This is a genomic window from Paenibacillus sp. FW126-R14 (assembly GCF_058789495.1).
This window is the reverse complement of sequence record NZ_JBYTBS010000057.1, coordinates 1-25,904: the sequence shown is the minus strand read 5'-3', so window position 1 is coordinate 25,904 and position 25,904 is coordinate 1. Positions and strand designations below refer to the sequence as shown.

Below are 25,904 nucleotides of genomic sequence, written 5' to 3'. Positions count from 1 at the left end.
TGCGTCTATAGGGATGAACGATGCAGTTAAGAACAGAAGGAGTGAAGATGATGTTGAAAAAATATATGCCTGTTCTGGCGCTTGCCGTCCTGACGCTTGCAGGATGCGAATCGTCCGGAACGACGAACGGTGCCGCGAATGTTTCCGATTCGCCGCAGCCGACAGCGGCAGCAACAGCGCAAGCAACGGCGCAGGCCACCGTACAGCCGGCGGCGACTCCCTCCGCTAAGCCGGTGACAGGCACTAGCGACAAACCGTCGAAAGTGGCGATGACCGGGGTGACGGCTGTCCGCTTGGCGGATGCCAAATCCGGCTGGATTGGCGGTAAAGGGTGGATTGCCCACACGGAAGACAGCGGTGCGAAATGGCAGATTCAATATGAGGGCAGCGGTGAAGTCAAACAATTATTTGCCCTGAACGGCAAAGAGGCTTGGGCGAGCATCGGGAATGAAGGCAGCTTGCTGAGCACCAAGGATGGAGGCCAGCATTGGACATCTGCCGGTAAAATGCCGAATGCCGCGTTCTTTCATTTTGTATCGAAAGGGGAGGCTTTCAGCGGGAGTGCCCATACCGTGGATGGCGGCGTAAAGTGGACGCAAATGCCAGTGCCTGAAGGGATTACGGGAGATGCCTATTTCCATGATGCCAATAACGGCTGGGCGGTTAAGCAGGTGAAGGACACCGTGGAGGTTCTGCGAACCAAGGATGGGGGCAAAACCTGGAACAGCGCGATGTCCCGCAAAAATGAAGCTTCGCTCACGGGCGCCGTGATCCGCTCCGCGGGAGCGAACGATGCGTGGATCCTCCTTATCGGCGATTCGGGGATGACCCAAACTTCGTATTCCTTGTTCCACACGAAGGATGGCGGGAAAGCTTGGCAGACGGTGCTGGCGAACAGCACCGCCGGAGGCGGACCCGCTCCCGGTATCCCTGCGGGCGACAACAAAGGGCCGAAGAACACGGGCACGAAGCCCGGACCGCTTTACGTCGTCTCTCCCGACGTAGCGTTTATGGGCGGGCAGTGCCCGAGCTGCGACAAGCCGAATTCCGTCGGATGGACGAAGGACGGCGGCAAAACCTGGGTGAACGGCAAAGAGACGTTCACCGGCTACGGCGAGCTGCTGCTGGCTATGGCGGACGCGAATCAGGGCTGGCTGATTACGAATGACAATACGCAGCCGAGCGCGATGTACACCACCGGCTCAGGCGGTGTCAATTGGACCAAGGTGCATACCTTCGATGCACCCAAATAACAGCAAAGCCTCACCGGAAGCAGAGAGCTGACGGTGAGGCTTTTTTATACCCATCATATTCCATCTGGCATGACCCCCTTTCTTAAAGGGCGAACTGAGAATGGTATGGGTATACGTTGTTATTTTGCATAGGAGGTCAGACATGCTAGCTCCCAAACAGACGATATCCGCGCTCGTCGTCGCACTTGCCGTACTGATTGGTTTTACCTTGCAAAATCCGGAAAACATGGCACTGAACGCAGCGCACTCAAATACGAGCGAAAATACGATAACAGCGGATTCGCCTCAAGCGGCGGAATCGGCAGAACCAGCGGAACCAGCAACCCTTGAAAGAGCACCTTCGGAAGCGGCGCCAAAAGCGGAGTCACCGCCCGTACCGGCACCTGCCGCGACGTCTCCGGCGATGACAGCTAAGCCAAAACCAACGCCAACACCTTCAGCGATGCCAAAGGCTTCAGCTCCCGTTGTTTCCCCTTCTGTCGCTGCGCCAAGTGAGAACTTGAGTCCTACGCCATCTCCGGTCCCTGCGGCAGCAGAAGAGAACGCAGCACCTCTTGTCAGCAGCTCGCCTTCCGTGAATAAAACGGAACAGATTCAGGAAGGGGACGACCCCGTTCCGAATGTAAAGAAGGTCAATCTAGCTTCAGCCGAGATCGTGAAAATTAAGGCACAATACGAACAGCTTGCCAGTTCAGATACCGATGAACCGGCGTGGAAGCGCAAAGCGGACCAACTCATCGTGAAAGGGATGAGCTTCCTTGGGACCCCTTATGTATTCGGGGCGAAGGGAGGCCAAACCGACTCGTTCGATTGCTCCTCTTTCCTGCAATACATATTCGATTCGCAAAAAGTGGCCTTGCCGCGCGATTCCAGGCAGCAAAGCCAACGGGGGACCGAGGTATCGATGGACGAGCTGCGCGAAGGCGATCTTGTTTTCTTCACCACGCCCAAAAGAAAAAACAAAGATGGTATCGAACGGATCGGCCATGTGGCGGTATATATAGGGGGCGGATTAATATTGCATACTTTCCGGCCGGGTATCGGTGTTACGGTGTCGGAGCTGGATGGCGCATGGAAAGACCGCTTTGTTACGGCCAGGCGCGTTCTGTCTTAATGAATTTTGGCTGGAATCGCCTTGTTATAGCTCAGGAGCTCCGATACCGTGATTAACTTGTATCCTCTGTTTTTTAATTCAGGCAAAATAATTTTCAAAGCTTGGATCGTTTGCGTAGGCCCTTCAATATAGTCATGAAACAGGACGATATTCCCGTTTTTCGCATTTTTCAGCACACTGTTCACAATGCGGTTGACGCCTGGCGTATCCCAATCTTTCGTATCGAGCTGCCAGCTCCACATGATCATTTTATACCCTTCATCCTTGACGACGGACACGAGGCGGTCATTGTAGAAGCCCCCGGGAGGACGAAACAATTGAGACCGCTGTCCCGTTTTTGCAATAATCAGTTCTTCGGTCGTGTTCAGCTCTTTCTTGATGTTGGTTTTGCGCCCTATGTAGGCATGGTTGTAGGTATGATTGGCGATCTCGTGGCCTTCCCGGGCGGTTCGCTCCAGAACATCGGGGTAGAGCTGGATTTTATTGCCGACTACGAAAAAAGTCGCTTTTGCCTCATACTGTTTGAGCAGTTCCAAAATTTGATCCGTATACTTGGGATGAGGGCCGTCATCGAACGTTAAAGCGATTACCTTCTCATCCGTGTTCACTTCCCACACAATTTCTCCGCGTGTTTCATAATAAGCTCGATCTTTCTTAGGGGCGGCGCTGGCGGCGACAGGCTGCATCAAAAACAAGCAAATACACAAAGCTGCAATGATTCTCATGATGTCTCCTTATTTGATTTGGTATAAGTAGCGTTTCCAATTACCAAAAAAGGAATTCAAGATTTCGTCGGATCTCCTCCATTTCCATTCCCGTTCCCATTTCCGTTGCCATTCCCGGTGCCGTTGAAGAAGGTTGTCGTTAATGCTTTTAATTTCTCCATGAACTTGCCATAGCCATATCCGGTCAAAAAAGCGATGGAGATGCGGGCGGACATCGAATTATCGACTTGCAGCAGCAGAATACCGCTTGCGAACAGGATGATTGTGATAATGGCAGAGCCGAAGCAGAGGACAGGCCTCATGAAATACCAGTACGTCCACTGTGGTGTAAACTCATGATAATGCTCATGGAACATCCTCAGCCCGTACAGCGCTCCGCCCAAAGCACCCGCAAAGCCGTAGCAGGCATAATCATGGAACTGGCTAATATTAATGCCGAGCAGCTTGCCTTGAACGGACCCGCTGCCAAGTATGGCCATCATCCAGAGACTGCCGATGAACCATGCGAGCAAATAAACGAAAATGATCTGTTTTAAGAAACGTTGAAAAAGGTTCAAAAAAAATCACCGCCCTATACATGGTTAATACCATTGTATGAGCGGTGTTGTTGTTGATGCCTGCAGGTATGGACGTTGATCGGATAACTTTAAATACTGAATGATCGCTCTGGAGCAATCCTGCGCGCCGAATTTCTGATGTTTGCGGATCGAGTCGCGGCGTTCGGATAGCTGGGGATACTGCTCAAGCAGCAACTTAAACCAATGATCGACCATTTCAAGCGAAGTAATCATTTGGCCGTAGCCTTGATCCTGGAAATACCGGCAATTCATTTCTTCCTGTCCCGGAATGGGGCTGTAGAACAACATGGGAATGCCTTTGGCCATGGCTTCCGTACACGTCATGCCACCCGGTTTGGTAATCAATAAATCCGAAATGTCCATCAGTTTGTTAATCTCGTTGGTGTACCCAATCAGATGAATATTCGGCTGCCGGAAAATTTCCTCCTCCAACAGCTGCTGCCGCGCTTTCTCGTTCGTCCCCAGGCAGATGAGAAGTTGAATATCTTTGCTCCAACTGGCCAAATAGGTCAGCAGCTCTTCTTTTTCTTCTTTCTTAAAGACGCCCCAACCGCCGCCCATCACCATTACCGTCGGCATGGCGCTAAGCCCGAACTGCTTGCGGGTCTGCACTTTGCTGTGTTCGAGGCGGAAGTTCGGATGCACGGGAATGCCCGTGACTTCAATGTGCGTCTCCGGCACGCCGCGGGCGATGAGGCGCTCTTGCACCTTCGAAGTCGACACGAGGTACTTATCCACGGCAGGGTCAATCCAAGTGCCATGCACGTCATAGTCGGTAATGACCGTAAAGAGGGGCACAGGCAATCCGGCACGCTTTAAGCGAGACACGATAATGCTTGGAAAAGGGTGGGTACACACGATAATATCCGGCTTGAGCTGCTTGATAATCGCTTTGGTTTGGGAATAAAACATGCGGTGCAGAAATAGTCCTGCCACGCGGTTAAGCGATTTTTCATATTGATTGCGGTAAAGCATACCATAGAGTTTGGGTTGTGAAGTAACCGTGCGGCGGTATGCCGAAAAGATCCAAGGTGCAAGGGTGGGGTGCAAAAAAGCGCCAAGCTCGATGACTCGCGTAATGACTTGGGACGAGTTTTGGCGGAGCTCGACCGAAAGTGCGTTCGCAGCTTGTGTATGACCTTTTCCAAAGCCCTCGGATAAAAGCAAAATCCGTTTTTTTCGCAAGGAACTCACCTTTCTTTGACGACCATATCAATCCTATCAAGAGTTTAGACGTAATTTGCGGGGAGATCCCTGCAAGTTACGAGCTTAAGCTTGCTTTGCGTTTGGATGCGTAGCATTTGCGGCAGACCGGAACATAACTCTCGTTCCCGCCGATCTGAATCTGCTCTCCATGGAAAATAGGTTCTCCGTCCTTGCAGCGCATATTCATGATCGCTTTCTTGTCGCAGTACCAGCAGACCGTTTTGATTTCCTCAATCGTGTCGGCCGCGGCGATCAGCGCCGTGCTTCCTTCGAATAGCTGCCCCATGAAATCCGCCCGCAACCCATACGCGATAACCGGAATGTTCAAATCGTCGACAATCTCGATCAACTGCGCTACCTGCTGCTTGTTCAAAAATTGCGACTCGTCTACAAGAATGCAGTTCGGAAGCTCGTTCTTAGCCAGTTCCACCATATCCAATGTGTCGTCTACGACGATGGCGTTCTTCTGCATGCCGATTCGGGATACGACTTTGCCGACGCCAAAACGGTCGTCTACAACAGACGTTAAAAGGAGAACTTTCTTGCCTTGTTCCTCATAATTGTGCGCTACGCGCAGTACCTCAATAGATTTGCCGCTGTTCATCGTGCCATAACGGAAATATAATTTTGCCAAGCTGGGCCAGTCCCCTCTGAAGATTTAAGATCGAATATCGTATGCCTATATGTTAAAAAAATAAGTAGCTGTAAGGGAATTAAGCTCTTCTAATTTCACTGCAGCTTGGAAGCTCGTTTCGCAAGCGGGCTTATCTCCGATCAACGGCTGCTTTTTGTATATTTTACGAATGTTGACTTCAATACTGCCCTTCACCGGTTCTTCCGTAATCCGAATGCGATGGGGTTCGTACATCAAAACATGCATGGTGTCTTTGGCTACCTCATTCGTACTTTGCAGCAGCTCTTGAATGAGCTCATGATCCAATAACGAAGGAAGACGTTCCTTCATGCCCGGGTTCGATTCGCAGTGATGAGCAGCCGCTTTGGCCAGCAGCGCATCCATGGCGAGAAACGAAGGGCTGAGGAAAATACGATGGTCTTCCACGACCGCATGAAGGAGAGCAGCCGCCGTTTCTTCATCTGTTTCTATGTAATTCCCGCGCAGGCGAAGCTTTCGGACAAGCTCGGAAGGCGGCATCAACTGCTGACCTGCATAGTAAGTATCCCGCAAGAAGCTGTCCAGATGATCGAGGCCCATCAGAGACGTTTTATTCGTCAAAGGGCTGTCCTGATTCAAAATGGAGACGATCGCTGCCGGAGAGATGTCATGCGCAGTCAGAATGTCGGCAATCGTTCCGCTGAGAATCAATCGTTCTGTATGCTGATGGTGGTCATAGCCCAGTGTTCTTTCCACCGCGTGGGAGAAAGGGAGATGACCGATATCATGTAAAAGTGCAGCGATGCGAAGCAAAGGTTCGTCCGGGCAAAAATGGGCCATTAAAGACCATACACCGACCGTATGCTCGAACCGTGAATGGGTCATTGGCGAAAAAAGCGCAGAAGCTCCGAAGTGATGCAAGAACTTCAAACGTCGAACCGGCTGCGATCGGAAAAGCTGGACTTCAACCGGGTGGGCTGGTATGTGCCACTTGTATAAGGGCTCCCAAATCATCCCAGTCGAAAAAGTATGCTGTAGACTCAAAGCAGCGTTCCTCCTAGGCTGTGAAATCTGGATGTATGTTTCATTGCAGCGTATTAGCTATCATAGCATGAAACATAGAAAGTTCGCTATCATGAGCGTATGAAAAAGAGGCGTAAAACATGCACGACAAACCACGGATGCGCTGCCGCAGTTTAGCTAGGGGATATGACCGCCGCCTTGCACCGGCGACTTTCGCGCGTCCGGGACCACGCTCGACGGGGAATTGAAGCTCCTCATTCAATGCTTCCTTTTTTTAGGACTATCTTATAAAAATATTAAAATGAAAACCTTTACATTTTCATTGAACTATACTATTTCTGGTGTTAATATAATATAAAAAATATTGAGACTATTTCGCCAATTTGTACTATTCAATATATTTGGTGAAATGCGAGTCGCTATGTTTCGGCAATTTCATACTTTAAAGCGTACATTGGACAAAGTGAGTCCAAAAACCAGAAAAGAAAGGTTGCACAACATGATCAAAAACGGGTTACCTCCCAAACAAGGATTGTACGATCCTCAGTTCGAGCGTGATGCCTGCGGTATTGGCTTTGTAGCGAATATTAAAGGTGTGAAATCGCATGAAATCGTCAAGCAAGCGCTTCGTGTACTTTGCAATTTAGATCATCGCGGCGGTCAAGGCAGTGAGCGGAACACAGGCGACGGAGCGGGCATTTTGATGCAAATCCCGGATAGGTATCTCCAAGCCGCTTGTGTGGAGGAGAATATCAAGCTTCCTGCAGCAGGGCACTATGGTGTGGGCATGGTCTATTTGCCTCAGGAGTTGGAAGCGCGCCAAGCGTGCGAGAAAATCATTGAGCGCATTGTTTGCGAGGAGGGGCAGCAATTCTTAGGCTGGCGAACGGTTCCTACAAATAATCGTTCACTCGGAGAATCCGCGAAATCGGCAGAACCTTTCGTACGTCAAGTATTTATTGGAGAAAGTACGGGACTAGCGGGCAATCTCGCATTTGAACGAAAGCTGTATGTCATACGCAAACTATCTGAAAACGCTATCAAAACGGCCCTTCAGGATGTGCAATTTTACTATTCTAGCTTGTCTAGCAGAACGATCGTTTATAAAGGCATGCTGACGCCTGAGCAGGTCGACGCTTATTACGTTGAATTGCAGGACGATAAAGTGGAGTCTGCGCTCGCGCTGGTGCATTCCCGCTTCAGTACGAATACGTTCCCAAGCTGGGAGCGTGCGCATCCCTACCGCTATCTGATTCATAATGGCGAGATCAACACGCTGCGCGGAAATGTGAATTGGATGTATGCGCGTCAGGCAATGTGCGAATCGGAATTGTTCGGCGAGGATTTCAAACGCATTCTTCCTATTATTGATACCGACGGCTCCGATTCGCAGATGTTTGATAACACCCTTGAATTCCTGATGCTTTCCGGACGTTCGCTGCCGCATGCGGCGATGATGATGGTACCGGAACCATGGTCCAAGCACGAGTCGATGGATGACGCCAAAAAAGCGTTCTACGAGTACCACAGCACACTCATGGAGCCATGGGACGGACCGGCTGCGATTGCGTTCACGGACGGCAGTCAAATCGGCGCCATCCTTGACCGCAACGGCCTGCGTCCATCGCGTTACTATGTAACTACGGACGATTTGATCGTACTGGCTTCTGAAGTCGGCGTTCTGGATATCGAGCCTGAGCGCATTTTATACAAGGACCGCCTCAGACCTGGGCGTATGCTGCTTGTTGATACCGTTGCAGGCCGCATTGTAGCTGATGAAGAAATAAAGAACGGCATCGCCGGCGAACAGCCTTATCGCGATTGGTTGAATGAGCATTTGGTTTCGCTGGAGGATTTGGCTGATGCGAAGGTCGTGCCCGGTTCCGATCATGACACGGTTTTGCAGCGTCAGCAAGCGTTCGGCTATACATTTGAGCAGCTGCGTAAAATTCTTGAGCCTATGGCCAAAACGGGGGTAGACCCTGTCGGCTCCATGGGGACGGATGCGCCACTCGCGGTACTGTCCGACCGCCCTCAACTACTGTATAACTATTTCAAGCAATTGTTCGCACAGGTGACCAACCCGCCGATCGATGCGAACTTTGAAGAAATTATTACGGCGCAGGGCACAACGATCGGACCGGAGCGTAACCTCATAAGCCCTGAGCCGGCAAGCTGCCGCCAAATTCGTTTGAAAACGCCTTTTATCACGAATGAAGAGCTGGCAAAGCTGCGCCATATTAAGCGCGAAGGCTTCAATACGGTAACGCTGCCTATGCTGTTCGAAGCGGCGCTAGGTACGGCGGGACTGGAAAGCGCGATGCAAGCCCTGTACTCAGCGGCTGATCAAGCTATACAAGATGGCGCTTCGCTGATCATACTCTCAGACCGTGGCGTGGACAGCCGCCATGCGCCGATTCCGGCGCTGCTCGCGACATCGGGGCTGCACCACCATCTGATTCGACAAGGCACACGAACCAAAGTGAGCTTGCTTGTCGAGTCCGGCGAACCGCGTGAAGTGCATCATTTTGCTTTACTGCTTGGCTATGGCGCAGGCGCGATCAATCCGTATCTGGCTTTGGAAACGCTAGATGACATGATCCGACGCAATCAGCTTGTCGGCGTTGATCATGATAAATCAACTTATCATTACATCAAGGCTGTGACGAAAGGCGTCGTAAAAGTTCTGGCGAAAATGGGCATTTCCACGATTCAAAGCTATCGCGGAGCGCAAATTTTCGAAGCGATCGGCCTCAGCCAAGAGCTGGTCGATACGTATTTTACATGGACCTACACGCCTGTTGGCGGCATAGGCATCGATGTGGTGGCCAAGGAAGCGCTGCTTCGCCACAACCGTGCTTTCTCCGAGCGGGAAGGGCGCGATAAAGTGCTCGATACCGGCGGTGACTTGCAGTGGCGCCGGGATGGGGAAGATCATCTGTATACACCGGAAACGGTGCATGCCCTGCAATCGGCGGTTCGTACGAATAGCTACGCCATGTACAAGAACTTCTCGAAGCTCATCCTGCGGGAAGATGATAAATATATGGCGCTGCGCGGGCTTCTGACGTTCAAGGAAGGCCGTCAGCCGGTCCCGATCGAAGAGGTGGAGCCGATCGAGTCGATCTTCAGGCGCTTCAAGACGGGAGCCATGTCCTACGGCTCCATCTCCAAAGAAGCGCATGAGACGATCGCGATTGCGATGAACCGCATCGGCGGCAAGAGCAACACCGGCGAGGGCGGCGAGCATCCGGAGCGCTTCACGCCGGATGCCAGCGGCGACCTGCGCCGCAGCGCAATCAAGCAGGTGGCGTCGGGCCGCTTCGGCGTCACAAGCCATTATCTCGTCAATGCCGACGAGATTCAGATCAAGATGGCGCAGGGCGCGAAGCCCGGCGAGGGCGGCCAGCTTCCGGGCACCAAGGTATACCCTTGGGTTGCCGAGGTTCGCGGCGTTACGCCGGGCGTAGGCTTGATTTCGCCGCCGCCGCATCACGATATTTATTCGATCGAGGATCTCGCCGAGCTGATCCACGATCTCAAGAATGCCAACCCGCGCGCACGCATCAGCGTTAAGCTGGTATCGGAGGTCGGGGTTGGAACCATCGCCGCCGGCGTGGCCAAAGGGAAAGCCGACGTTGTTCTGATCTCCGGCTACGACGGAGGAACGGGCGCGTCGCCGCAGACGAGCATTCGTCACGCGGGGCTGCCTTGGGAGCTCGGCCTCGCGGAGACGCATCAAACGCTCGTGCTCAACAACCTGCGCAGCCGTATCACCGTCGAAACGGACGGCAAGCTGATGACGGGGCGCGATGTTGTCGTAGCTGCGCTGCTCGGCGCCGAGGAGTTCGGCTTCGCGACAACTCCACTTATTACGATTGGCTGCGTGATGATGCGCGTATGCCATCTGGATACTTGTCCGGTCGGGGTTGCTACGCAAAATCCGGAGCTTCGCAAGAAATTTGCCGGAGATCCGCAGCATGTCGTGAATTTCATGACGTTCATCGCGCAGGATGTTCGCGAGCTGATGGCGGAGCTTGGCTTCCGCACGATAGAGGAAATGGTCGGCCGTACGGATGTGCTAGAATCGAAGCAAGCCGTAGCGCATTGGAAAGCCAAAGGGGTTGATTTGGCGCCGCTTCTGCACCGCCCGGATGTTGGCGAGGACGTTGGCCGCTTCTGCCAAATGGCGCAGGATCACGGTTTGGATCGCTCTTTGGACGTTACGAGGCTGCTTGAGATTTGCGAGCCTGCGATTGAGCGCAAGGAGCATGTGCATGCGATTTTGGAGATCGCCAACACGAACCGTGTTGTCGGCACGATCGTGGGCAGCGAGGTTACGCGCCGTCATGGCTTGGAGGGCTTGCCTCACGATACGATTCGTCTTCACTTTAACGGCTCGGCGGGTCAAAGCTTCGGCGCTTTCGTGCCGAGGGGGATTACGCTTTCTTTGGAAGGAGACGCCAATGATTACGTGGGGAAAGGCTTATCCGGCGGCAAGTTGGTCGTTTTCCCGCCGACCCGGTCCTCTTTTGTCCCGGAAGAGAATGTAATCATCGGAAATACAGCTTTCTATGGCGCAACCGACGGAGATGCCTATATTCGAGGCATTGCGGGCGAACGTTTTTGCGTAAGAAACAGCGGCGTGCGTGCCGTTGTCGAAGGCGTAGGCGACCATGGTTGTGAATATATGACAGGTGGTCGTGTCGTTGTTCTGGGATCGACCGGCCGCAATTTTGCCGCAGGGATGTCAGGCGGAATTGCCTATGTGCTCGATGAGAAAGGCGACTTTGCCGATAAGGTGAACAAAGAGATGATTCATCTCGAGCATGTCGAGGAAGTATTTGAAATGAACGAACTGAAAACGATGATTCAACATCATGCCACATTTACGGATAGCAGCGTTGCCCACCGCGTCATACAGCACTGGGAAGAATACGTTTGGAAGTTCGTGAAGGTCATACCGAAGGACTACAAGCGGATGTTTGATGCCATCGAGAAGGTGAAGCGCTCCGGACTGGGCCAGCAGGAAGCTATTATGGTCGCTTTCGAGGCGAACATGCGGGACATTTCCCGTGTCGGTGGAAACTAACGAATCAGAGCAGAGGCTTACGACGTAAGTTTTGCTGAAGCAAAACTCTTAGGAGGGACTAAACGTTCATGGGTAAACCAACCGGTTTTATAGAGCATCGCCGTGAAGTGGCCGCTGAAGCCGCTCCGCTGGTTCGAATTGGCCATTGGAACGAGTTTGCGACGCCGCTGTCGGATGACAAATTGCAGACGCAAGGCTCAAGATGTATGGATTGCGGCATTCCGTTCTGCCACACGGGGGCATTGATCAGCGGGATGGCCGCCGGCTGCCCGGTCAATAACCTCATTCCGGAATGGAATGATCTGGTCTATCGCGGACAATGGCGGGAAGCGCTGGATCGTCTGCACAAAACGAACAATTTCCCGGAATTTACGGGCCGTGTTTGCCCGGCGCCATGCGAAGGCTCCTGTACAGTGGGTCTCAAGGACACGCCGGTCACGATCAAAAGCATTGAGAAAGCCATCATTGACAAAGGCTTTGCCGAAGGCTGGATTAAGCCGGAGCCGCCGGAAGCGCGCACCGGGAAGAAAGTTGCCGTTGTAGGCTCGGGTCCTTCCGGACTGGCGGCCGCAGCGCAGCTAAACAAGGCTGGACACTGGGTTACCGTGTTCGAGCGCGCGGACCGCGTGGGCGGACTGCTGATGTACGGCATCCCGAACATGAAGCTGGACAAAAAGTACGTCCATCGCCGTGTAGATCTGCTTGAAGCGGAAGGCGTCACGTTCATTACCGGCGCTCACGTCGGTGTGAACTATCCGGTTGAGAAGCTTCAAGAGGAGTTCGATGCCATCGTGCTGTGCGGAGGAGCCACCAAGGGCCGTGACCTTCCGATTGAAGGTCGCGAGCTGGGCGGCATTCACCTGGCGATGGAGTTCCTCAGCAAGAACACGAAAAGCTTGCTGGATTCGGAGCATGCCGACGGCGAGTTTATCTCCGCCGAAGGCAAAGATGTTATCGTGATCGGAGGCGGCGATACGGGGACGGACTGCGTGGGCACGTCGCTGCGCCACAAGTGCAAAAGCGTGACGCAGTTCGAGATCATGCCGAAGTCTCCGGAAACGCGTCCTGCGAACAATCCGTGGCCGGAGTGGCCGAAGGTCCTCAAAGTCGACTACGGCCAGCAAGAGGCAGCAGCCGTTCAAGGCGAGGATCCCCGCCAGTATTTAATCAACACGAAGAAATTCGTGGGGGATGAGCACGGCAACTTGAAGGAGCTGCACACGGTGTTGATCGAGTGGCAAAAGAACGAGAAAGGCGCATTCGTCCCTGTGGAAGTGCCGGGCAGCGAGAAAGTGTATCCGGCGCAGCTGGTGCTGATCGCGATGGGCTTCACAGGACCGGAGAACACGGTGCTGGATCAGCTTGGCGTCGCCAAAGACGAGCGCTCGAACGCGAAAGCGGAGTACGGCAAGTTTGCGACGAGCGTGGACGGCGTCTTTGCTGCCGGAGACATGCGTCGCGGGCAAAGCCTTGTCGTCTGGGCGATCAATGAGGGGCGCGCCGTGGCTCGCGAGGTTGACCGGTATTTGATGGGATCGTCGAATTTACCTTAGGCATTGTGGAGAAAGGCTGTCCCGGAAGTCATCGTAGATGACGGAGGGGCAGCCTTTTTGCATGAGGTTCGTGGAGGGGAACTACAGGGCGTTATTTGAACTAAATAGTCTGTTTTTAGGCTGCAGACGGAACTACAGGGTCTTAATTGCACTATGAAACTATCATGTGTCCAAATTACATAAAATAGGGGATCGTAGTTCTCTTCAGCTTGTAGAAATGTTGGTTACTAGGAAAATAGAGGATCAGAGTTCCCGTAAAAGTAAAGCCAAAGGGGTACCTGCTTCACAATATTCCTCTTAATTTTATTTGTTATAAGTAAACCATTTATCAAATTCTTCATTAATACCGCGGTGAAACGGATATTTCTGTTTGATAGCGGATAATTGATCTAAAGCTTCCGTACGGTTGCCGCGGGCGTAGTCAATCTGACATTTGAGGAGCAAGACTTGCGGATCTTCCGGATTAAGAGCAATAGCCTGATTGATTTCATCTTCAGCAATAACGATCGCATTGCCAGCCTGTTTTGAATCGAGATATTCCTTTGTGAGTAGTCTTGCTATTTTCTCATGCTGCTCTGACGGGAAAACAGCATACTGTTCACTTTGTTTCAGTAAACGAATAGCTTCTTTCGTATATTTCTGATTCATAGATATTTGATCGGATTTGAGAATCAACGATTCGGCCATACCGCATCGAACGCTGAAATACGTAATTAGGAGGAAACTCGCGGATAACGCGATTCGGCTTACCCGGCCGTTGCTTATATGTTTCGACTGTGGATGATTAGTTTCAAGTGGGCTGTCAGAGAATAGCAGTAACAAAGTCCAGAGCGCAAATAACAACGGATAGCTAAAGGTAAAGTCAACTGCAGAGTGACATAAGAGAGCGATACCGGCAAGAACGCAGCCGATTCTCCAAGTTTTGGAGTTTCCGGTGGCTGTTCTGTACTTTATGACGTTGTTTAGAATAAAACAAGCCGCTAATGCACTAAAAAGAAGCAGACCTGGTAAGCCGGAATCAATCCAAATCTCTAACCAGAAGTTATGCAAATACCGCACCGTATAGTCTGCTGTTTGATATTGGTACTGAAGGATATGCCAGGCTCCGCCGCCATACCCGAGAGTAGGAGAATCCATAATCATCGACCAAGCATCTCTATAATAACCAATCCTTGATGTCCATTCTGAAGCTTGGGGCGTAATGTGAGTCAATCGTTGCAGCAAACCTGTTTGGCGTGAAATCAGTACTGCATAAGCGAGAAGAGAAAGCGATAAGGCTATGCTCGCCGTTATCCAACGCATTTTGTTTTGAACAAACAATGATTTCCAATGGCTTTTTCCAATTAGAACCAGCTGCAGCGGTATCAGAATTAACATAAGCACTAGAACAGTCCGCGAGCCACTTAATAAAATGCCGCCAATTAGTAGAAGGCCGACCCCTAAGTCTACTTTTTTCCTGTCGATGACAGATACTGCGATATGTAAGATAAGAGCTGTAAGCAGTAGTATTCCCCATGCATTTGCATATTCTAAAGCCCCTTCCAAACGGCCGTTTCTGTATTGTTGGAACAAAAGGCCGATTATCACCCATCCTGCACACAAATAAATCATAATTCGAGTAAGAAGCAATCGATGTTTTCCCGTAAGCTGTGAAGCAAGGATCACGAAGGGGAGCGTTAGCGAATAACGCAAAGCAGTGTTTAACGCATCCTGCTTGTTAATGGCATATAAAATTGCCAAGTAGGACCAGACAACAAAAGCGATGAGAAGGTAAAAGAATAACGATTTAGGAACAACTCCTCGAATTAACAGTAGGCTAGCGCCGATATAAAGAAGGCTGCCAATTAATAAATATTCAGGCTCAAACAATAATCCATGTTGAATGAATGATAGGAATAGAAAGAGAGTAAGCAGAGAAAGCGATAAAGTCGAAGTCCAGTTCATGTCGTTTTTACGTGCAAAATGTTGACGAGGCATCTAAGGGGTACACTCCACTCGAAAATTTAGTTGAAAATTAATGATATGTTCCTATTTTTTTGGATGATTTGCGTGGTGTAAATATTGTCGGATTTTGGTATTTGAAATATTATTAAATTAATATTTTAACATATATCCAATTTATGGAGGGGACGTTTTGTTATTGCAAAATAATTCAAAGAAAAGGTTTGTGAGTCAAGTATCGGCAACGCTCGTACTTGCTCTGATGTTGAATTTGTTTACCCCGCTGATCGCATCAGCGGCATCGTTTTTTAACTTTCAATTCAATCCTGTGTCTGGAGAGGTATATGGGTATATCTACTCGGATAAACCATCTGTTTCAATTAGCGTGTACGATGAGACTTACGGGACCAAATCAGTTGTCCAAAATTTAAATTATTCTGATTATCTGAGCAATAGTTCCTACTACTATAGCTTAGACGGCATAGCGAATAGTGGTTTGAAGGGGCTTAAGCCAGTTACAGCGACAGTATATGAAAATCCTTCCACACCTATTGTATCAACTTTAAATAATGTTTCTGGCAATGTCTATACATATAGTAATAATAATTATACACTTTCACCGCCGACCGGACTTCATGCAGAGTATAGTCAGGGAAATTGGAGAATAATGTGGAATTCAGTTAACTCACCCATTATTAATGGAGTTAGAGAGTATAAGAATGGAAATTTATACAGAATTGGCACGGGGATGATACCATCTTCTTGGTTAACGGAATATGCATTCGGCAGCGGGATTTCTGAATACCAGTTCAGTCTGGTAGATGTGTTTGGCAATGAATCTCCGCTTAGCGAAAAGCTAGTTTTACAAGCGGACGAGAAGCCGGACGGATATGTTTATCGTGGAAGGATTTATCTTAACGGGTACCCCGCAGCAGGAACGAAGTTTGTAGTGAAAGATAAGGACGGTAAAATTGTCTACAACATAAATTATGAGGATCATTCATTTTTAGAGAAATCAGATTTAGGCAGCTATGGCATCTTTGATACCGCATGGAGCACGTATCCAACTGATTCAGATAAATATTTGGACTGTTACTTCAGCTTGCCAAGCAGTGATTACCAAGTAGAAGTAACGAATACAGCCGGAGATACATATAAGCCTAGGAGTTATCCAACAAAAGTGGGGTATCCGAGTCCGGATGAGGGTAAGTTTTCGTTAGTTGAATTACCTAATGTAATTATGAAAAAGAGTTTTAAATCCAACCCTATCTTCCATTTCAATAATAAAGAAGTAGGTCACTGGCTTGCACCCAATGAGGATATTGTAAGTTTTACTCCTTCCAGAAGCAGCGGAAACCATTTAACTGTGTATTTCCCATATGACCGTTGGCGTACAACGGAGTTTGGAGCTAACAATTCTACTACCATTCAAGAAGATAAACTAGTAGCATCCGACGTGCAATTAATTAAAAAATCGGATAAATCCATTGTACCTATCTCAAATTGGATGAATGCTAAGAACTTTTACCAAAGAGGGCTCATTACTTTTGTTTTGGATAAAGAATTGGAAGCTAATGAAGAGTACGTATTGAGAATGTCGCCGACAAGTTCAGCAGATGAAATTAGATTGCCGACTTGGTCAGGATCAAAGTTTAGTGCAGGAGTAGCAACATCGAATTACCAATTAAGCTATTTTCATGAGTATGAAACAAATGCTTATGAAATGTTTGAAACATTTGAAACCATAAATATTAAAAGTCCTACAATTGTTCCGCAGCCGGTTGTTCCTGGTGGTGGTGGAGGAGCAGGAGGATTCGTTAGCGAACTACACGAACTCACCGCGGATGGTGCCAAACTAAAACCTGAAGCGATGACGATCAAAAAAGAAAAAGGAACGGATGGGAAAGAAGTTTCCGTTATACAGTTTAAATCGGACTCCATTCGTAAAGCGATACAAGCGCTTCGAGCGAAAGAGAACAATAATACTAAGTTAACGCTGGATGCAATAGACGATGAGAATGGAGCTGTAATGGAAATCGCAGCAACTGATCTGCAAGATGCAGTCACTTCTCAGTCAGATGTGCTTCTCTCTATTCAATCTGGAGCGGGAACCTATCATGTACCGGTTCGTATTTTCAGTGAAATTGCGGATAAGGTTCATGGAGATATGAAAGACGTGAAGTTGACGATTTCCATAACCAAAGCTTCTGAAAAGTCTTATGAGGCATTAACCAAAGCAAATCCTGATGTAAAAACTTTACTGGCAAATCCAATTGAGTTTATTATAACGGCAAAAATGCCGGATGGATCTAAAGTAGAGGTAAGTGATTTTGGCGGAACTTATGTTGAGCGAATTATTGTTGTACCCGATACGGTAGATGCCAATAAAACAACGGCGGTTTCCTATGATCCTGTTACAGGCAAAATGGTTTTCATTCCTGCAGTCATTCGTCAAGCCAATGGGAAATCCGAAGTGACAATCAAATCTACCCATAACAGCATCTACACGCTGGTAGAATTAAAGAGATCTTTCCAAGATGTTCAAGGTCATTGGGCGCAAAATGAGATTGAGCAATTAGCATCTAAATTTATTGTTCAAGGTACAGAAGAAAATTTATTTACACCAAACGAGTATGTCTCCCGTGCGCAGTTTGCAGCTATGATGGTCTCGGCATTAGGATTAACACCCGATGCTAAGGGGGCAGCTTTTACTGATGTGAAAGCAGACGAATGGTTTGCAGGCGCAGTAGGTACAGCTGCAAAGAAAGGGCTGGTTCAAGGCGATGAGAATGGGCAATTCCAGTCCAATCAGCTCATTACAAGAGAACAAATGGCGGTTATGATTTCAAGAGCCATCAAATTTGCAGGCAAGGGAGAAGCCTTGGCGAAATCACAAGAAAAGCTATCCGGCTTTACAGATAGTGCTGTAATTAGTGATTGGGCTATCGCTGCTGTCGGGCAAGCAATGGAAGCTAATATTATCAATGGTCTGAACGACTCATTATTTTCTCCCAAAGAGCCTGCGACAAGAGCACAGGCCGCTGTAATGCTAAAAAGATTTTTGCAATACGTACAATTTATTAATTAGGAACACCTAAAAAAGAGGCTGCTCAAAGTTATCGAATAACTGAGCAAGCCTCTTTTTCTACTGAAACCGGCGAATAGCCGGCACACACAACACACTGCCGACAATGGCCAAGCCGATCGAAGCAAATATCGTAATGGTGATGACACCTCCGATTTGGTCGGCAATCCAGCCGACGAGGAAGTAGCTCAGCGGCAGCAAGGCAAAGGACCCCAACAGATCCAGGCTGACCACCCGTCCGAACGCTTCCGGAGGTACAAGCTCCTGCAGGCTGGTCTCCCAAATGAGACCGAAGATCATGAGTCCGAAACCTTCGACGGCCATGAGCGCCCAAAGCAGGATCGGCTCCGTTGTAAAAGGCATCGCCAGCAGGGCAGCCCCGCTCAGAATCACAGCGCCATAGGCAAATAGGCCACGGTGCTGCCACTGAGTCCTCGATCCAAAAATAAATGCCGCCGCAATCGCCCCGGCTCCTGAGCAAGTGATTCCGATCCCGTACATAAGCGGATCCAGCCCAAGATGTACTTTGAACAGCCAAGGAACAAGAATGACAATAATGCCGCTAAAGCAAATATTACTGAAACAGAAGGCCAGGATGGTGATCCATAGCCAAGGATGCCCCTTGAGGATCGTGATGCCTTCTAGCAGCTCGCGCTTCCACGAGAAAGATGGATTGCTTTGTGAGGAAGCCGGTTTATTTTGCTGGACATACAACGCTTTTTTCACCAAGAACAATAAACACAAATAGGAGAGTAAATAGGTTAACGCATCCAAGCCGAACCCATAACTGGCGGACATGGAAGAAACGATCAAACCACCCAGAACGGGGCCGATAATCCGGACCCCTTGATTGCTCATTTGTGTCAATGCATTGGCGGCATTGCGAATGTCCGGCGTAAACACGGTTGCGCGTACGGCGGAGTAGGCAGGGTGAAATAGCCCTTCCATGAGGCCGTAGATGGCCACCAGTCCGAACAACATTTGGACGGATAACGTGTCCGAGAAAATAAGCACGGCTATAGCCAGCATGACGATGAAGCGGACGATATCGGAGAGCATCATGATCTTCACGCGATCATAACGATCGACGACCCAGCCCGACAGGGGGAGCATGATGACGTAGGGCAGCATATAAGCAGTCATGACTAAGCCCATCATCGTTGTTGATCCTGTGAGCGAGTAAACGACCATTGGTAAAATAACGGTTGTAACAGAGCCCCCAAGCATGGAAATTAACTGGCTGAGCCATAAATAAGGGAAGGAGCGCGATTTGATAAATGGAAGCAGAAACTGGTCCAGCATGCGTGGCTTCTTGGGAAGTGGAGCTTCAATTTGCATAAGGGTCTGTCTCCTTTGATAAGCTTTTTTAGCAAAGAATGGCGGCGACATCTGTGAATATATAAGCAAAAGGTATCAATAGATTTAAAAACATAAGACACTCAGTATCTTAGCACACTTAAGACGCGAATTCGATTACTAGCAATCGTTATATCCTATATGGGATATAGGAAACAGACTTGTTTATCCGATATGATAGTTAGTGATAGTGTTATTCAAGTATTTTCTAGACAATGCTCCTATTCTATTATTTAAGCAAGTGAGGTGGTATTCATCGGCAAGAGAGGTTGGGCTTTAACAATTATGGGCGTTCTCCTATTTATTCTGATCATCATTCTAGTGTTTAAGGCAACCTCGTGGAATGAAGAGCTCGGAAACGGAAAGAACAAATGGGATGAAGCAGTTGTTTCCGGGAATGGGAAAAATAAAATTGTTCAATTAAGCGTGGAAGGAATCATTGCTGAGAAATCTAGCTTTTCAAGCAGTTTTAGCTCTGAAGCATTCATTTCTCAACTAGAGCAAGTTAGCCAAGACCCTAATGTAAAAGCATTAGTCATACGAATTAATAGTCCTGGAGGCGAAGTGGTGGCTTCGGATGAAATTCATTTGGGCATCGAGCGTGTGAAACAAGCCGGTAAAACAGTGGTTATCAGCATGGGTGCTGTTGCCGCTTCAGGAGGTTATTATATATCCGCTCCAGCGGATTACATTTTCGCTAATCGCTCAACGCTTACAGGAAGTCTAGGTGTCATCTTTTCTTTGCCCAATTATGAGAAGACTGCAGAATTATTAGGTTATAAACAAAATAATATTAAGAGCGGAGAATTTAAAGACATTGGGAGTCCTCTCCGTGAATTAACACCAAAGGAGAAGGATATTTTTCAATCTCTGGTGGACGAAAGCTATCAACAATTCATATCGGTTATCGAAAAAGGCCGTAAACTATCCCGAGATGATGTTTTGAAGGCGGCAGATGGCCGTGTATATTCGGGTCAGCAAGCTAAAGCACTGGGGCTTATTGATGAATTTGGCACGTTGGACGATGCGATAGAATATGCGAAACAAAAGACAGGATTGGAACATGTTGAGGTGGTTAAGTATGAGCCCAAGTTTTCATTGTTTTCTGCTTTGAATGGGTTTAATCAACAGCTAAAGTCACCTGCGGCACAACTGATGGAGCAAGTGCTGCCTGCAGCTTCTACGACAGGACCACGCTTGTTGTATCTATTCCAACCATGAGGAGGAAGAAGCGTGGTACAAAATATGGATATAATTCAGGATCATAGTGGAAGTGCACAAGCGAATTCAGAAACGAGAATATATAAGGAGAGAAGCTATGCGGGCTTCTGGATTCGTTTCGTGGCTTTGTTGATTGATGCGGTTGCACTTCAAACTGTCTTTGTCATTCTTAGTGTTGTGACTGATACAAACCCTCTTAAGCCTCCAGCAAGTTTAAGCATTATTGAGTATTTAATTGCTTGGATCTACTACGTAATATTAACGGTTTATTTTGGCCAAACGCTAGGGAAAATGATTCTTGGTGTTCGCGTCGTTCGCAATGACGGAATGGCACTTTCATGGGGCGCCGTTTTGCTTCGAGAAATACTTGGGAAAATCGTCTCGGGAATTATTCTATTAATTGGTTATCTCATGGCGGGAATAGATCCAGAGAAGCGCGCTCTCCATGATCGAATGGCAGGTACACGAGTTGTAAAGGAGAATAGTAAGAATTGATTAGCACGGATGAGTCATAGTCAACATTTGGTCTTATATAAGCGTTTTATTGCAGGGTCAATTCCTTATATGGGGAATTGATCTTTTTTTAGCATAATTTAGTTAATATTTTGGTTTATTCTCCAATTTTCGACAAAAATCAACAGTTTCTATGTGTATAATTATTGTAAACCAGATAACGATGGAGGTACCTATCTATGAAGCGAATAGCAGATTTTGGCCCTATGCAGAGCGCTCTTGAACAAGGAGCTAAGGATGCATTAATCGATATTGATAATACATTAGCAAAGGCAAAAATAACAGATCTTTATATTTGGATGAAACGAAAAGAATTCAAAAGTATTCTGCTATGGCGGGCATGGCTCATTTATTTTGCTGTATGCTGGGGGCCGGTTTATTTATTACTGGATTTCATTCATCGTGACTGGTTCCAACGAGCTTTTTACCGCAGGTTCCACCGCTATTCGTTATGTGAAATTGAGACTAACGCTGTGGAGCTATTTGAATCGAAGTATAAGCAGGGCTTTATTCGTTATACACACGATTTAATTTTCTATCTTAAAGAGAACAACGTCAATGTAACGTTACTTTCAACTAACATTACTCCTATTGTAAGGCTGTATGGGCAATACTTTGACGTCCCCTATATTTGTCTCCGAGTAGACAGTTATGAAACAGGTCTTAGAGTTAACCTGGATGATCTGAAAGATTTTAAAATTATTGCTGCAAAGGCATATGATCCTTTTAAGACAATTGCAGTTGCTGATTCAAAGCACGACTTGCCCGTGTTGAATTATGTTCAATATCCGTTTATTGTTTCGAATAGAAAAAAGAAGTGGATGTCTAAATTGCGAAATGAAGTGATTTTAATTTCCGAAGATTTAAAATAAAGGGGCACGGCTAAAGATGATTTTTACCTTTATAGTACTATGGTTAATTACAATTATTTTAATTGTAAACAACCCGCGTAATGAGTCTACGCGCTGGGTGGCTTTGGTTACATTTTGCGGAGGCACAGGCGGTTTCGTACGAGCGGCGATAGAGAACTTTTTGCCTTACCTATCTATACATGGGCTAATGAACACAAGTATTGAAGCGAAATTTTATCAAATCTACAGTATTGGATCGTTCACTAACACGTATGGATTACCTTATTCTTATTTGATATTTTGTCTGTGCTATTCGGAGTTGTTTGGAAACAAGCTAAAATTAATACTGAAAGTTACTTTCCTTTGCCCTGTCATCCTCATGTTCTTTATAACCCCTCTTACCCCTGTAATCGTTCATAATTATAAAGTCGCAATCCTATGGGTGGCCCCCTACATCATTGCCGGAAGTTGTTTATTGTTATTTACCTATGTGAAGGAATCAAATCCATTCTCAAAGAAACGGAGACTGCTTACAAATTTAATCGCATTACCCCCTGTACTCTTTCAATTGCTATCCAATTATATATTTCGCTTATTTCATTTTAATGAAGTATGGAGATTGAATGCGATTATGATGTTTTTCTTATTTGTACTATTTATTATTTTCATCATAAAATTTGATTTTTTTGGTGTACAGCTAAAATTTGAGCGACGAAGAATTGATAGTACATTAAAAGCTGTCACTTCTGGAACAAGTTTTCTCAATCATGCTATTAAAAATGAAGTTGGAAAGGTGAACATTCTAGCTGAGAATATCAAATATTTATCTATGGGTATCAAGGACAATGAAATTGACATTCACGCATCTCAAATTCTCTCGTCGACCCATCATTTGTTAAGCATGATCGATCGCATTCAACACCAGATTCAGGATGTAAAGTTAATAAAAAATAAAGTTAGTGTGTCAGGCCTTCTGCATGAATGTGTTCTTAGGAATGAATCTCTTTTCAAGAAATTTAGTATTGCTGTTGAGGAACATTATACAATGACTCCCTTTATTGAATGTGATCAAATTCATCTAAAAGAAGTGATTAGCAATCTCTTCATCAATGCCGTAGATGCAATGAAAGTCGGTGGTTTGCTTCGAATTGAAACTTTTGAATCAAGAAGTCAGATTTGTATTTTGGTGAAGGATAGCGGGGAAGGCATTTCGAAACATGATCTTGATCATATTTTCGATCCATTTTATACAACGAAATTAAACAGTAAAAATTATGGGTTGGGTCTGTCTTACTGCTTTAATGTCATTCAGAAACACGGAGGGAGAATTGAAGTTTTTAGTGAACAAGGTTGTGGAGCTACAATCAAGATAAGTTTGCCCGCAGCTTAATGGTTGAAAGCAATATGAGGGGGACTTTAATATGAAGAATTTAAAAATACTTATTGTTGAAGACGATCCGGTATGGATAACATGTATCTCTAATTACTTGATACGTGAGCCTGATTTGCAATGTGTATATAGCGCAACAAATAAAGAAGAGGCCCTACAGTTATGCACAGCAGTAAATCCCGATGTTGTTCTTATGGACATCCATTTATCAGATGGGAAGTTGGATGGCATAGATGCTGTTTTAGAAATTTCAATGGTGATTGAAACAAAGATTATTATGCTCACTTCTTTTAATGTAAAGGAATTGATCATTCATTCATTAGCCGCTGGAGCTGTAAGCTACGTTGCAAAAACAGATTACAATAAATTGCCGAGTGTCATAAGGGCGGTAATGTGTGAAATAACACCGGTTCAAACATTAATGAATGAGTACATGAGACTTAAGAAAGATGAGTTGCTTGCGTCTCTGACGAATGCAGAAAAAGAAGTATTCGAGTTGATTGAGGCGGGGCTTACGCAAACGCAAATCGAGAAAAAGTTGTTCAAATCAGGAAGTACGATTAAAAACCAGGTTAACCGGATACTGAAGAAGTTGAATGTGCGGAACTCAAGGGAAGCAGTTGAAAAGGTAAATAACAGGTTCTATAAAATTTAGTACTAATGGAATATTTATGAAAAGTATATACTGGGAGCATAGGATTTATATCAGGAAAGGAGCTGGGCCCGTGAGTGTCTTTGCTGAGATGAATATACACCCAAAAACCTGGATTCATTACAATGATCTGTCCGTAATTGAAAAAAGCAAACTCCGACACCTTGTAGAAACCTACCAAATAGACGCATCAATTGCTGTATTGCCTAAAGTAAAGACTATGAGTGAAGAAAATAGTTTTATAGCCCTAGTTCTGGAGGAAATCAAACCCCTCTCGCTGGCTGTTCCTATCACTCATTTCTTTATACTGGCTAATACAGAAGGTACTGTAATCCATTTCGAGGGAACTAAGCCTACTCTTGATGCACTTAAGCGTTCACAGATTGTCCCAGGGTGTTCATTTGCACTTGATTCGGCTGGAATTAATGGTATTTCTTTAGCCATGCATCTGGGCTGTGCTGCGGTTGTTGAAGGGGCGAGTCGTAGTTTGCAGATGTTCTCAGATTGGACTTGTATTTGTCATCCGATTAAAGTTAACGATCAAATTGTGGGATATTTGGATTTGACGATGAGGGAGGGCATTGAGGTTAGTTTTGCTGCTGTTTTGGTTAAGCGATTAGTTGATACAATCGTTGCTAGACTAGAGAATTTGGATCCAAAATTCAAAAAAGAGGCACTAAATAAACAATTTGAGGGATATAAACTTACCTCTAGAGAAAGAGAGGTAGCTCACGCTTGGCTCGCTAATCAAAGTGTTTTGCAAATTGCATGTAATATGGGAATTACAGAAGGTACAGTTCGAAACATGCTAAAAAAAGTTTATTCGAAAATGCAAGTTAGAGATAAAGGGCAGTTTTATCGGAAATTTTTGATGTAGATACTAACTGTATTATTTTGATCTATCTAACGGAACAGTTCTCAAAGTTATCTTATAGAACTGTTCCGTTTTTTTAATAAGCTGTAGCAACAAGTGAAGCAATACGGCAGGCTAGTAAAAGGGAATGGCACTTGCAAAAATACTTTACTTTAAAGATTTCCATGGTCGCCAATAGGCGCCAACAAGATTGCAAAGGATTATAGCTGCAATTATTCCTATGGCATTAGATATTATAGGATGATTTGAGAATAGATAATTGGGAAGTATGAAAATACAGAATAAAGAAATGACCAAATTTAATATGTAAGAAACTTTCTTATTCTTGCGCGGGTTTATGTTCAATCGGATAACCTCCCTGGTTTTAATGTAACAATTTACACTATTTTAAAGTATCATATTTCCAGAATATAATCTATGTGGAAATAAAATGAATAATTGTATATATCCCATATAGGTAATTTAATACATTATTGTAATCGATTATAGTGAAAAAGTAAGAGAAATATTAATTGGGAGGAATTTTAAATGTTTATTGAGTTAACAAGTGTAGAAATGAATGATGTAAATGGAGGAAACAAATTTACTGACTTTGTTAAAGAAGTGTATTCTGCAGCAAAAGAAGTCAAAGTATTAAACCCAGTGGCAACAGGTATTCAACTAGGAAATACAATTTCCAATATTATTCAATGTGGGTCGCCCACAATGTGTAAATGCCAATAATTAATAACAGTGAAACATTTTATTGTGGCCTTGAGTAGGAAATTAGAGGATATATCCTAGTTGGGATATATCCTCTTTACTACTAAATAAACTTTACTTGTTACAGTCTTTTCAAATGCTTTTATTTCAGGTCTATTATCA

General features: G+C 46.5%; 19 protein-coding genes. 12 read left to right on the top strand and 7 right to left on the bottom strand.

Annotated elements, in window-relative coordinates; genetic code table 11:
• Window positions 1–50: 50 nt before the first annotated feature.
• Both AC3WRW_RS26945 and AC3WRW_RS26940 read left to right on the top strand, forming a co-directional pair.
• Window positions 51–1,253, top strand: coding sequence for a WD40/YVTN/BNR-like repeat-containing protein (locus AC3WRW_RS26945; protein ID WP_492549309.1), 1,203 nt, complete (start codon window positions 51–53; stop codon window positions 1,251–1,253).
• 142 nt (window positions 1,254–1,395) lie between these two features.
• On the top strand, window positions 1,396–2,367 hold the full coding sequence (locus AC3WRW_RS26940; protein ID WP_492549308.1) for a C40 family peptidase: 972 nt from the start codon (window positions 1,396–1,398) through the stop codon (window positions 2,365–2,367).
• On the opposite strand, the gene AC3WRW_RS26935 is transcribed toward AC3WRW_RS26940, so the two are convergent.
• From AC3WRW_RS26935 to AC3WRW_RS26915, 5 genes are all read right to left on the bottom strand, one after another.
• A complete protein-coding gene (locus AC3WRW_RS26935; protein ID WP_492549307.1) occupies window positions 2,364–3,092 on the bottom strand; it encodes a polysaccharide deacetylase family protein in 729 nt (242 codons plus the stop codon). The genes AC3WRW_RS26940 and AC3WRW_RS26935 overlap by 4 nt on opposite strands.
• A gap of 56 nt (window positions 3,093–3,148) precedes the next feature.
• A complete protein-coding gene (locus AC3WRW_RS26930; RefSeq protein ID WP_492549306.1) occupies window positions 3,149–3,649 on the bottom strand; it encodes a hypothetical protein in 501 nt (166 codons plus the stop codon).
• Window positions 3,650–3,673: 24 nt separating this feature from the next.
• Entirely contained in the window at window positions 3,674–4,855 is a 1,182-nt protein-coding gene (locus tag AC3WRW_RS26925) for an MGDG synthase family glycosyltransferase (RefSeq protein ID WP_492549305.1), read from the bottom strand.
• Between the two features lie 76 nt (window positions 4,856–4,931).
• Window positions 4,932–5,510: a thymidine kinase gene (locus tag AC3WRW_RS26920; protein WP_492549304.1), complete on the bottom strand. Its 579-nt coding sequence runs from the start codon at window positions 5,508–5,510 to the stop codon at window positions 4,932–4,934.
• 45 nt (window positions 5,511–5,555) lie between these two features.
• A complete protein-coding gene (locus AC3WRW_RS26915; protein ID WP_492549303.1) occupies window positions 5,556–6,533 on the bottom strand; it encodes an HD domain-containing protein in 978 nt (325 codons plus the stop codon).
• Window positions 6,534–7,011: 478 nt separating this feature from the next.
• On the opposite strand from AC3WRW_RS26915, the gene gltB reads away from it, so the two are divergent.
• Window positions 7,012–11,604 (top strand): glutamate synthase large subunit, encoded by a 4,593-nt coding sequence (gene gltB, locus AC3WRW_RS26910; RefSeq protein ID WP_492549302.1) that lies wholly within the window; start codon window positions 7,012–7,014, stop codon window positions 11,602–11,604.
• 68 nt (window positions 11,605–11,672) lie between these two features.
• Window positions 11,673–13,157: a glutamate synthase subunit beta gene (locus tag AC3WRW_RS26905; RefSeq protein ID WP_492549301.1), complete on the top strand. Its 1,485-nt coding sequence runs from the start codon at window positions 11,673–11,675 to the stop codon at window positions 13,155–13,157.
• Between the two features lie 303 nt (window positions 13,158–13,460).
• On the opposite strand, the gene AC3WRW_RS26900 is transcribed toward AC3WRW_RS26905, so the two are convergent.
• Window positions 13,461–15,134 (bottom strand): O-antigen ligase family protein, encoded by a 1,674-nt coding sequence (locus AC3WRW_RS26900; protein ID WP_492549300.1) that lies wholly within the window; start codon window positions 15,132–15,134, stop codon window positions 13,461–13,463.
• A 157-nt stretch (window positions 15,135–15,291) separates the two neighbouring features.
• Between AC3WRW_RS26900 and AC3WRW_RS26895 the strand changes: the two genes are divergently transcribed.
• On the top strand, window positions 15,292–18,186 hold the full coding sequence (locus AC3WRW_RS26895; protein WP_492549299.1) for an S-layer homology domain-containing protein: 2,895 nt from the start codon (window positions 15,292–15,294) through the stop codon (window positions 18,184–18,186).
• A gap of 57 nt (window positions 18,187–18,243) precedes the next feature.
• Here AC3WRW_RS26895 and AC3WRW_RS26890 read toward each other — a convergent pair whose 3' ends face one another.
• Window positions 18,244–19,521 (bottom strand): MFS transporter, encoded by a 1,278-nt coding sequence (locus AC3WRW_RS26890; RefSeq protein ID WP_492549298.1) that lies wholly within the window; start codon window positions 19,519–19,521, stop codon window positions 18,244–18,246.
• A 303-nt stretch (window positions 19,522–19,824) separates the two neighbouring features.
• Between AC3WRW_RS26890 and sppA the strand changes: the two genes are divergently transcribed.
• The 7 genes from sppA to AC3WRW_RS26855 all read left to right on the top strand — a co-directional run bounded on the left by sppA (window position 19,825) and on the right by AC3WRW_RS26855 (window position 25,763).
• On the top strand, window positions 19,825–20,760 hold the full coding sequence (gene sppA / locus AC3WRW_RS26885; RefSeq protein ID WP_492549297.1) for a signal peptide peptidase SppA: 936 nt from the start codon (window positions 19,825–19,827) through the stop codon (window positions 20,758–20,760).
• A 12-nt stretch (window positions 20,761–20,772) separates the two neighbouring features.
• Complete coding sequence (locus tag AC3WRW_RS26880) at window positions 20,773–21,255, top strand: RDD family protein (RefSeq protein ID WP_492549296.1); 483 nt, start codon at window positions 20,773–20,775, stop codon at window positions 21,253–21,255.
• A 197-nt stretch (window positions 21,256–21,452) separates the two neighbouring features.
• The gene (locus AC3WRW_RS26875; protein ID WP_492549295.1) at window positions 21,453–22,145 is read left to right on the top strand and encodes an HAD family hydrolase; all 693 of its coding nucleotides are present in this window, start codon (window positions 21,453–21,455) and stop codon (window positions 22,143–22,145) included.
• A gap of 16 nt (window positions 22,146–22,161) precedes the next feature.
• Window positions 22,162–23,514 (top strand): sensor histidine kinase, encoded by a 1,353-nt coding sequence (locus tag AC3WRW_RS26870; protein WP_492549294.1) that lies wholly within the window; start codon window positions 22,162–22,164, stop codon window positions 23,512–23,514.
• A 31-nt stretch (window positions 23,515–23,545) separates the two neighbouring features.
• Window positions 23,546–24,169, top strand: coding sequence for a response regulator (locus AC3WRW_RS26865; protein WP_492549293.1), 624 nt, complete (start codon window positions 23,546–23,548; stop codon window positions 24,167–24,169).
• Between the two features lie 70 nt (window positions 24,170–24,239).
• Entirely contained in the window at window positions 24,240–25,043 is an 804-nt protein-coding gene (locus AC3WRW_RS26860; protein ID WP_492549292.1) for a helix-turn-helix transcriptional regulator, read from the top strand.
• Window positions 25,044–25,568: 525 nt separating this feature from the next.
• Window positions 25,569–25,763, top strand: a complete 195-nt coding sequence (locus AC3WRW_RS26855) for a hypothetical protein (protein WP_492549291.1) — start codon at window positions 25,569–25,571, stop codon at window positions 25,761–25,763.
• The last annotated feature ends 141 nt before the right edge of the window (window positions 25,764–25,904 follow it).

Excerpts from the sequence above, each read along its gene's own strand:
- AC3WRW_RS26905 (WP_492549301.1), top strand. The coding sequence starts at position 11,673 with ATGGGTAAACCAACCGGTTTTATAGAGCATCGCCGTGAAGTGGCCGCT.
- AC3WRW_RS26890 (WP_492549298.1), bottom strand. The coding sequence starts at position 19,521 with ATGCAAATTGAAGCTCCACTTCCCAAGAAGCCACGCATGCTGGACCAG.
- AC3WRW_RS26935 (WP_492549307.1), bottom strand. The coding sequence starts at position 3,092 with ATGAGAATCATTGCAGCTTTGTGTATTTGCTTGTTTTTGATGCAGCCT.
- AC3WRW_RS26870 (WP_492549294.1), top strand. The coding sequence starts at position 22,162 with ATGATTTTTACCTTTATAGTACTATGGTTAATTACAATTATTTTAATT.
- AC3WRW_RS26855 (WP_492549291.1), top strand. The coding sequence starts at position 25,569 with ATGTTTATTGAGTTAACAAGTGTAGAAATGAATGATGTAAATGGAGGA.
- AC3WRW_RS26940 (WP_492549308.1), top strand. The coding sequence starts at position 1,396 with ATGCTAGCTCCCAAACAGACGATATCCGCGCTCGTCGTCGCACTTGCC.
- AC3WRW_RS26865 (WP_492549293.1), top strand. The coding sequence starts at position 23,546 with ATGAAGAATTTAAAAATACTTATTGTTGAAGACGATCCGGTATGGATA.
- sppA (WP_492549297.1), top strand. The coding sequence starts at position 19,825 with ATGGGCGTTCTCCTATTTATTCTGATCATCATTCTAGTGTTTAAGGCA.
- AC3WRW_RS26875 (WP_492549295.1), top strand. The coding sequence starts at position 21,453 with ATGAAGCGAATAGCAGATTTTGGCCCTATGCAGAGCGCTCTTGAACAA.
- AC3WRW_RS26900 (WP_492549300.1), bottom strand. The coding sequence starts at position 15,134 with ATGCCTCGTCAACATTTTGCACGTAAAAACGACATGAACTGGACTTCG.
- AC3WRW_RS26945 (WP_492549309.1), top strand. The coding sequence starts at position 51 with ATGTTGAAAAAATATATGCCTGTTCTGGCGCTTGCCGTCCTGACGCTT.
- gltB (WP_492549302.1), top strand. The coding sequence starts at position 7,012 with ATGATCAAAAACGGGTTACCTCCCAAACAAGGATTGTACGATCCTCAG.